7 protein-coding genes and 1 pseudogene are annotated in these 4,336 nt (G+C 66.1%); 3 read left to right on the top strand and 5 right to left on the bottom strand.

Annotation, left to right across the window (positions count from 1 at the left end; all coding sequences use genetic code 11):
- A pseudogene (locus AB4Y84_RS14540) lies at positions 1-286 on the top strand (glycosyltransferase); the annotation flags it as partial.
- Here AB4Y84_RS14540 and AB4Y84_RS14535 read toward each other — a convergent pair.
- Positions 255-1,148, bottom strand: coding sequence for a LysR family transcriptional regulator (locus AB4Y84_RS14535; RefSeq protein WP_442244223.1), 894 nt, complete (start codon positions 1,146-1,148; stop codon positions 255-257). The pseudogene AB4Y84_RS14540 and the gene AB4Y84_RS14535 overlap by 32 nt on opposite strands.
- A 110-nt stretch (positions 1,149-1,258) precedes the next feature.
- Between AB4Y84_RS14535 and AB4Y84_RS14530 the strand changes: the two genes are divergently transcribed.
- Positions 1,259-1,657, top strand: coding sequence for a RidA family protein (locus tag AB4Y84_RS14530; RefSeq protein ID WP_442244224.1), 399 nt, complete (start codon positions 1,259-1,261; stop codon positions 1,655-1,657).
- An 87-nt stretch (positions 1,658-1,744) separates the two neighbouring features.
- Here the strand turns inward: AB4Y84_RS14530 and AB4Y84_RS14525 are convergent, their stop codons facing one another.
- The 4 genes from AB4Y84_RS14525 to AB4Y84_RS14510 all read right to left on the bottom strand — a co-directional run bounded on the left by AB4Y84_RS14525 (position 1,745) and on the right by AB4Y84_RS14510 (position 3,556).
- Complete coding sequence (locus AB4Y84_RS14525) at positions 1,745-2,167, bottom strand: low affinity iron permease family protein (RefSeq protein WP_363731542.1); 423 nt, start codon at positions 2,165-2,167, stop codon at positions 1,745-1,747.
- A 74-nt stretch (positions 2,168-2,241) separates the two neighbouring features.
- On the bottom strand, positions 2,242-2,568 hold the full coding sequence (locus tag AB4Y84_RS14520) for a hypothetical protein (protein WP_025877273.1): 327 nt from the start codon (positions 2,566-2,568) through the stop codon (positions 2,242-2,244).
- Between the two features lie 74 nt (positions 2,569-2,642).
- Entirely contained in the window at positions 2,643-2,903 is a 261-nt protein-coding gene (locus AB4Y84_RS14515) for a hypothetical protein (protein ID WP_025877271.1), read from the bottom strand.
- A 200-nt stretch (positions 2,904-3,103) separates the two neighbouring features.
- On the bottom strand, positions 3,104-3,556 hold the full coding sequence (locus AB4Y84_RS14510; protein ID WP_442244995.1) for a nucleoside deaminase: 453 nt from the start codon (positions 3,554-3,556) through the stop codon (positions 3,104-3,106).
- 80 nt (positions 3,557-3,636) lie between these two features.
- Between AB4Y84_RS14510 and ubiE the strand changes: the two genes are divergently transcribed.
- Positions 3,637-4,336: bifunctional demethylmenaquinone methyltransferase/2-methoxy-6-polyprenyl-1,4-benzoquinol methylase UbiE (ubiE, locus tag AB4Y84_RS14505; protein ID WP_442250336.1), on the top strand; the 700-nt coding region annotated here is incomplete at its 3' end.

The raw sequence follows: 4,336 nt of genomic DNA, 5'->3' as shown, positions 1-4,336 counted from the left end.
TTCGGCATGCCGCGCCGGCATACCGTCGATGGTGATGCCGTTCGCCGCCGACCAGTTCTTCTGGGCCGATCGCCTGCAGCACCTGGGCGTGGCACCGGCGCCACTGTCACCCAAGCGGTTGCAGCCGCAGGTGTTGGCCGATGCACTGGCGTTCGCCGAGCATGCGGATACACGCGCACGGGCGGCCGCGCTGGGCGCTGCAATGGCGAACGAGGATGGAGTGGCATGCGGCGTGGCCGCACTCGAGCGGTGGCTCAGCCCAACGTCTCCACCACCCAATCAATGAACACCCGCAGCCGCTGGCTCATGTGCCGGTTCGGCGGGAACATCACGTGCATCGGCATCGGCGGYAACTGCCAGTCGTGCAGCACCGGCAGCAGCTCGCCGCGCGCCACATGCGGTTCGGCCATGTAGCTGGGCAACGCGACCACGCCGAGGCCGGCGAGACCCGCCGCCAGATAGGCATTGCCATCATCGAAACCGATTGAATAGCGCCCCTGCACCTCGATGCGCTCGGCGCCGCGCTGCGCGGTGAACACGCGTGCGCGGCCGTTGCGCGGGCTTAGAAAACCTACCGTGCAGTGGTCTGGCCCTTCGAGCGCGCGCGGGTGTTCCGGCACACCGAATTGCTGCACATAGCCAGGGCTGGCATGGAAGCCGATCGGCAGGCTCGCCAACGGCCGCGCCACCAGCGCCGGGTCGGCCGGGGTGCCACCGCGGATCACGCAATCGACGTTGTCGGCGATGACATCGACCTCGCGGTCGCTGACGCCGATGTCCAGCTGGATCTCCGGATAGCGCGCCTGGAAGCCGGGCAGCGCCGGCACCAGCAACAGCCGCGCGAACGGGCCGGGAACGTCGATGCGCAGGCGCCCACGTGGCTGTGCGGCGGCATCACCCAGACCACCCTCGACCTCTTCCAGCTCGGCCAGCAGGCGCACGATGCGCGGGTAGTAAGCCGCGCCATCGGCTGTGACACTGACCCGGCGCGTGGTGCGGTTGAGCAGGCGCAGCTGCAGATGCGCCTCCAGCTGCTGCACCAGCTGGGTGACCGTGGTGCGGCTGAGCTGCAGCGTGTGCGCGGCGCGGGTGAAGCTGCCGGTCTCCACCACCCGGGCGAACGCGCGCATCGCTTCGAAACGGTCCATGGCAGTGGCTGTGATTGTTTGGAATTTGCAATCAATCTAGACCGATCATCACGGTTTATCCAGACAGCGGTGGCGGGGAGGATGGTGCACTCCCGTCTGGAATCCGTCCCATGTCCCACCGTGATGTTGTCTTTCCCGCCGGCCGGCAGGCGCTGTACGAGAGCAACCGCTATTCACCGGCGATCCGATCCAATGGCTTCCTGTTCGTTTCCGGCCAGGTCGGCAGCCGCGAGGATGGCTCGCCCGAACCGGACTTCGAGACCCAGGTCCGCCGCGCCTTCGACAATCTCAACGCAGTGCTGGCCGCGGCCGGCTGCACGTTCGATGACGTGATCGACGTGACCGTGTTCCTGGTCGATCCGGAAACGAACTTCGAGAAGGCCTGGGCGATCGTGCCCGAGTACTGGGGCCAAGCGCCGCACCCGACCCTGACCGGCATCGGCGTGACCTGGCTGTATGGCTTCCAGTTCGAGATCAAGGTGATCGCCAAGCTGCCCGCAGACCGGTAGTGCCGGCCGCTGGCCGGCAGCGCGCGGGATCAACAGGGATCGTGCAGTTGCCGGCCAGCGCCCGGCACTACCGGTCAATGAGCAGGGCTACACCGCTTCGTCGTCGCGCCGCTCGGTGCGGCAGGCGCGTACCCGCGTCAGCGCGTCGCCCGCTTCGCGCGCCATTCTTTCGTACTCGGCGCGGATCTCTTCCAGGCGCTCTTCGTCCAGTTCTTCCAGGTCCAGCAGCTCGTTGTTGGCCTCGGCGGTGGCGCGGATCAGCTCGTCCAGCTTGATCTGCATCGCCGCGGTGTCCGAGTTCTGCGTGTGCTGGATCAGGAACACCATCAGGAAGGTGATGATGGTGGTGCCGGTGTTGATCACCAGCTGCCAGGTGTCGTTGAACTTGAATATCGGGCCACTGATGCCCCACAGCACGACGATCACCACCGCGGCCAGGAAGGTCCACGGCGAGCCGGTGGCGGCCGCGGCCTTCTTGGCGATCGTATTGAACAGGTTCCTTGCGCTCATCGTCATCGTTCCACGGGAATGGCGACGATCATCGACACATGGCCGTGCAGGTGCCGTGCAGTCGAACGCGTGGCTCAGGCGCGCAGGCGCGGTGCTTCCTGGCTGCGCACCGGGCTGGCCAGGTAAACGTGCTGCCAGCAGCGTTCGACGAATTCGCGGGCCTGCGCTTCACTCAGGCGCGGCATGATCTGCAGGGCGTACTGGGTCTGGAACAGCTCATCGCGCTGGGCGTTGCTGGCGCGTGGTTGGGTGATCAGCGAATCACAGGCGAACTTGATCCACGGGACATAGGTGCCGAACGAGGTGTGCGCGAGTGCGCCATCGGCGTGCTGGCGGCGCCAGTAATCCAGCTCCGCATCGACATTGATGACAGGGGGAATGGCGGGAACTTCAGCGTGCATGACGATCCAATCGGTTGGAGGTGAAGGGAGTGGGGGCCCATTACAGTGTGGCCCGGGCGGCGGTGCATGCCGCGTCAGCGTGATGTGCAGCCAGCGTGGCGATGGCGCAGCAGCTGTGCGTGTTCAACCGCACCCAGGCGTTCGGCCATGGCGGCCATCGCATTGCACAGGCGCACCAGGTCGCGGGGATGGTCGTGCAGCAGATCCTGCTGCATGTCCTGGTAGGCGCTCCAGAACGGGGCACTGCGCTGGTGCAGTGCGTATTGCTGCTGCAGTCGGCTCCAGATCGCGGCCAGGGCCGGGTCACTGCGAGGACGTACGGCATGCGCTTGCATGATCGGCTCCAACCCGGGGCAGGGGGCCCGGTTGCGTTCCACCCTAGACGTGGCTGCGCAGCAGGATGTTAGTGGCGTGTGTTGACCGCACGCAGCTGACTGCGCAGCAGTTCACGTTGAAGCGGGAAGACGCTGCCGGCACAAGGCTGTGCCGGCACTGAAGCGTTCATCAAGGCGGACTCATCAGCAGTGGCGGATGCTCATTCGCCGATGTCTTCGTTCCAGATTTCCGGATGTTGCGCAATGAAACCGCCTAGCAGGTCGACGCATTCCTGGCTGTCCAGGTCGATCACGCTGACGCCGTTTTCGCGCAGCCAGTCGATGCCGCCTTGGAAGGTGCGCGATTCGCCGACCACCACCGTGCCGATGTTGAACTGCCGCACCAGGCCCGAGCAGTACCAGCAGGGAGCCAGGGTCGTGACCATGATGGTGTCCTGGTAGCGGCGCTGGCGGCCGGCCTTGCGGAAGGCATCGGTCTCGCCATGCACGGACGGATCGCCTTCCTGCACGCGGCGGTTGTGGCCGCAGCCAAGCAGGCGGCCGTCGTTGTGGTACAGCGCCGCGCCGATCGGCACGCCGCCTTCTGCCAGCCCCTGGCGGGCTTCGGCAATGGCGGTCTGCAGCAGGGCCTGGTAGTCGGGCGTGGTGATCATGCGGGGCTCCGGTAGGTCGTGGGGCGCCATGATACGGCCAGCGTTCCCCGCAGCGGCCCGGCGGTGCGATAATCGGGGGCATGAGCGAATCCCCTTACAAATCCGGTACCACCCATTTCGGGTTCCGCGACGTTGACGCCAAGGACAAGCAGAAGCTGGTCGGCCAGGTGTTCACGTCGGTCGCGCGCAACTACGACCTGATGAACGACCTGATGAGCATGGGCGTGCACCGGGCATGGAAGCGCTACTACGTCGCCACCGCGCAGGTGAAGCCGGGCGACCGCGTGCTCGACCTGGCTGGTGGCACCGGCGATATCGCCGCGCTGCTGAAGGAGCGCGTCGGTGCCGAGGGCTCGGTGGTGCTGGGCGACATCAACGCCGGCATGCTGTCGGTCGGCCGTGACCGCCTGACCAACCGCGGCCTGGTGCTGGGCCTGGACTATGTGCAGTGCAACGCCGAGGCCCTGCCGTTCCCGGACAACAGCTTCGACCTGGTGACCATCGCCTTTGGTCTGCGCAACGTGACCGACAAGGACGCTGGCCTGCGCGAGATGTTCCGCGTGCTGAAGGTGGGCGGCCAGGCCCGCGTGCTGGAGTTCTCCGAAGTCACCGCGGACTGGTTCAAGCCGATCTACGACTTCCACTCGTTCAAGATCCTGCCGAAGCTGGGCAAGCTGTTCGCCAACGATTCGGACAGCTACCAGTACCTGGCCGAGAGCATCCGCAAGCATCCGCCGCAGGAAGAGCTGAAGGCGATGATGGGGCAGGCCGGCTTCGAGC

Source organism: Stenotrophomonas sp. 2YAF22 (genome assembly GCF_052114665.1).
GTDB lineage: Bacteria > Pseudomonadota > Gammaproteobacteria > Xanthomonadales > Xanthomonadaceae > Stenotrophomonas > Stenotrophomonas indicatrix.
Note: the sequence above shows the minus strand (reverse complement) of the source record. Positions and strands in the feature narration are given on the sequence as shown.

Coding starts and splice junctions, on each gene's coding strand:
- AB4Y84_RS14515 (WP_025877271.1), bottom strand. CDS start 2,903: ATGCAAGCGCATGCCGTACGTCCTCGCAGTGACCCGGCCCTGGCCGCG.
- AB4Y84_RS14510 (WP_442244995.1), bottom strand. CDS start 3,556: ATGATCACCACGCCCGACTACCAGGCCCTGCTGCAGACCGCCATTGCC.
- AB4Y84_RS14520 (WP_025877273.1), bottom strand. CDS start 2,568: ATGCACGCTGAAGTTCCCGCCATTCCCCCTGTCATCAATGTCGATGCG.
- AB4Y84_RS14530 (WP_442244224.1), top strand. CDS start 1,259: ATGTCCCACCGTGATGTTGTCTTTCCCGCCGGCCGGCAGGCGCTGTAC.
- AB4Y84_RS14525 (WP_363731542.1), bottom strand. CDS start 2,167: ATGAGCGCAAGGAACCTGTTCAATACGATCGCCAAGAAGGCCGCGGCC.